Source organism: Devosia sp. (genome assembly GCF_017307565.1).
Lineage (GTDB): Bacteria > Pseudomonadota > Alphaproteobacteria > Rhizobiales > Devosiaceae > Devosia.
This window is the reverse complement of record NZ_JAFKHD010000025.1, coordinates 1-2,433: the sequence shown is the minus strand read 5'-3', so window position 1 is coordinate 2,433 and position 2,433 is coordinate 1. Positions and strand designations below refer to the sequence as shown.

Below are 2,433 nucleotides of genomic sequence, written 5' to 3'. Positions count from 1 at the left end.
CGCCTCGGCCTCGACGCGCCGTTTCCAAAGCCGGTTGAAGTGAACGAACAACTCCTCGCCCCGAACCGCCGCCGCCGCGTGGGCCGAGGCCAGCACCGACGCCACCGAGCTGGGTGAGGCGCTGGGCGCCGTGCCCGACGTGAGCGACGCCGACCTGGCCCGGGTGGCGGCCACCCCCGACGACCTGCCCGAGGACTTCGACGCCAAGGTGGCCGCGGTCGACGCCACCGTGCAGATCACCGCCGCGTGCACGGCCGCACTGGCCGCCACCCAGGACCCGCCCGCCGATCCCGGCGACGGCATCGTCTACCAGCTCGCCCAGCTGGACCAGGACGAGCTCTGGGCGGCCTACGACGCGGCCATCGAGGCCCGCGCCGCCTACGAGGCCGAGCTGACCGACCGCGACGACGAGACCGACCCGCACACCGAGACGGAGATCGAGCTGGCCCACCGCGAGGTGGTCCGCTGCCAGCGGGAGGTCGACCGGCGCTTCCGGGCCGGCATCCTCGGCCCGTCCCTTCTCGCCGTCGGCGCCCTGCTCGGCGGCCACGCCATCTCCGTGCTGATCGGCATCCCGATGCTGATCGGCGCCGGCGCCCTCGGGTGGTGGCTGCTGGCCATCCCCCGCAAGGAGCTGGCCGCCGCAGAGCGCGAGGAGGAGATGGCGCTGGGCGCCGCCGACGCCGGGTCCTGGCTGGGCCTCCACCTGCGTCGCATCGACGACGTCATGCAGCCCAGCGACCGGGAGCGACTGGACTCCGCCGTCCACCGCCACGCCAACACCCGGCTCGACTGGGAGGAGCGCAGCGGCGGCACCTCGCTGGAAGCCGCCGGCGAGCGGCGCGACGCCATCGTCGCCTACGCCGCCGCCACCGACCCCAAGGTCCGCGGCGCGCGGGAGCGTGCGGCCGTCGAGGCGCTCCACGCGGCCAAGGAGCAGGAGCACGAGGCCCGCCTGGACCTGGCCGCCTGCCTCGCCGGCTACGGCCTGTCCCACGACGGCCCGAGCGACCTCGAGCCGGCCCAGATCCGGACCGTCCTCCAGCAGCGGGCCGCGGCCGGCCGCTTCGCCCGCAAGGCGCTGACCCTGCGCCAGCACCAGGCCCGGGCCACCGCCACCGGGGCCGCGCTGGATCGCCTGCTCTGCCAGCTCGGGTTCGACGACGGCGACCTGGCCGGCCGGCTGGAGCGAGCGATCGGCTCGGTCGAGGCCGCCCGCCGCCGCCGGGGCGCCGCTGCCGACACCCGGTCGCGCGACGCGCTGGAAGCGGAGATCGAGCAGCTCGGCCAGGCCGTCACCCGCCACCGCCGCCTCAGCTGGGACCTGACGCCGGACCCGACCGAGCCTCCTGCCGATCCGGCCGTCCAGATGGACCGGCGCCGGGTCCTCGCCGAGGAGCTGGCGCTGCTGCGCACCCCGGACCTGGCCGACGTCCAGCGCCGCGCCTCCCTGGCGGCCGAGCGGCCGCGGCCAGTTCGCGCGGACTCATCTTCCAAAAAGCCTCCGGCGGCAGTTTCAGCACGCCCAGCCCGAATTGCATGGCGTCGCGCCAGGGGAACGGTTTCATGCCGCCTCCCCAAACGTTGCCTGCAGCAGCCGCACCGCAATATCGGCCACCCCGCGCAATCCGCCCTCGACGCTCATCTGCGCCAGCTCATCGTCGGAAATGGCATTGCCACCCCCGCGCAGCCCCGCCCCAATGATCGCCGTCAGATCCCGCGCCGACACCTTTCCGCCGGCAAAGCGCTCGGCCAGCCCCGCCAGATCCCCGGCACCCAGCCGCGCCTCCAGCTCCGCCAGCGCCCCCAGCGTCAGGCAAAGCACTCTTGTCTCGCCCCCGATCTCGGCGGCGATCTCTCCACGATGAATATTTGCCATTGGTCCCTCAGATCGCCGCGAAGCTGACTTCCCCAGCGCTTTCCAGCGCCAGGTCAAACGTCACTTCGCCCGCATGATCGGCCGAAAATTCCAGCGCCACGATCTGGAACGGGCCTTCCACCGTGCCGAAATGCGGCAGGATGAGCTGCCAGTTGCGGATGGTCCCGGCAAAGAAAAGGCTCCGGATGAGCCCATCCGAAGCCTGATCCTTGAACACCCCCGAGCCCGAAAGCGAAGCCCGCTTCACCCCGCCACCGGCCAGCAGTTCCCGCCACCGCCCGGCGCTTTCCTGGTCCGTCGTATCAACGCTCGCCGCATTGAACGCCAGGCTGCGCGCGCGCAGACCCGCCACCGTCAGAAAACTCCCCGACCCCGTCTGGTCGAGTTTCAAGAGCATATCCTTGCCACTCTGGGCTGCCATTTTGTCCCTCGCTATTCGGTAAGAAACCGCAGCAAAACCGCCGCGCGCGCCTGCCCCGTCGCAGCGTCGATGACGGTTTCGGTTCGCACATGCTCGGCCAGCGTCACCACCAGCCCCGCCGGCACCAGACCCG

General features: G+C 72.3%; 2 protein-coding genes and 2 pseudogenes. All 4 read right to left on the bottom strand.

All coding sequences use genetic code 11. The features are described from left to right. A pseudogene (locus J0I64_RS00325) lies at positions 1-1,306 on the bottom strand (hypothetical protein); the annotation flags it as partial. Between the two features lie 157 nt (positions 1,307-1,463). Further along, positions 1,464-1,568, bottom strand: a pseudogene (locus J0I64_RS00320) (phage tail assembly chaperone); the annotation flags it as partial. Beyond that, positions 1,565-1,879, bottom strand: coding sequence for a gene transfer agent family protein (locus J0I64_RS00315; protein WP_291405326.1), 315 nt, complete (start codon positions 1,877-1,879; stop codon positions 1,565-1,567). The pseudogene J0I64_RS00320 and the gene J0I64_RS00315, both read right to left, overlap by 4 nt. A 7-nt stretch (positions 1,880-1,886) precedes the next feature. After that, complete coding sequence (locus tag J0I64_RS00310; RefSeq protein WP_291405324.1) at positions 1,887-2,300, bottom strand: phage major tail protein, TP901-1 family; 414 nt, start codon at positions 2,298-2,300, stop codon at positions 1,887-1,889. Positions 2,301-2,433 lie beyond the last annotated feature (133 nt).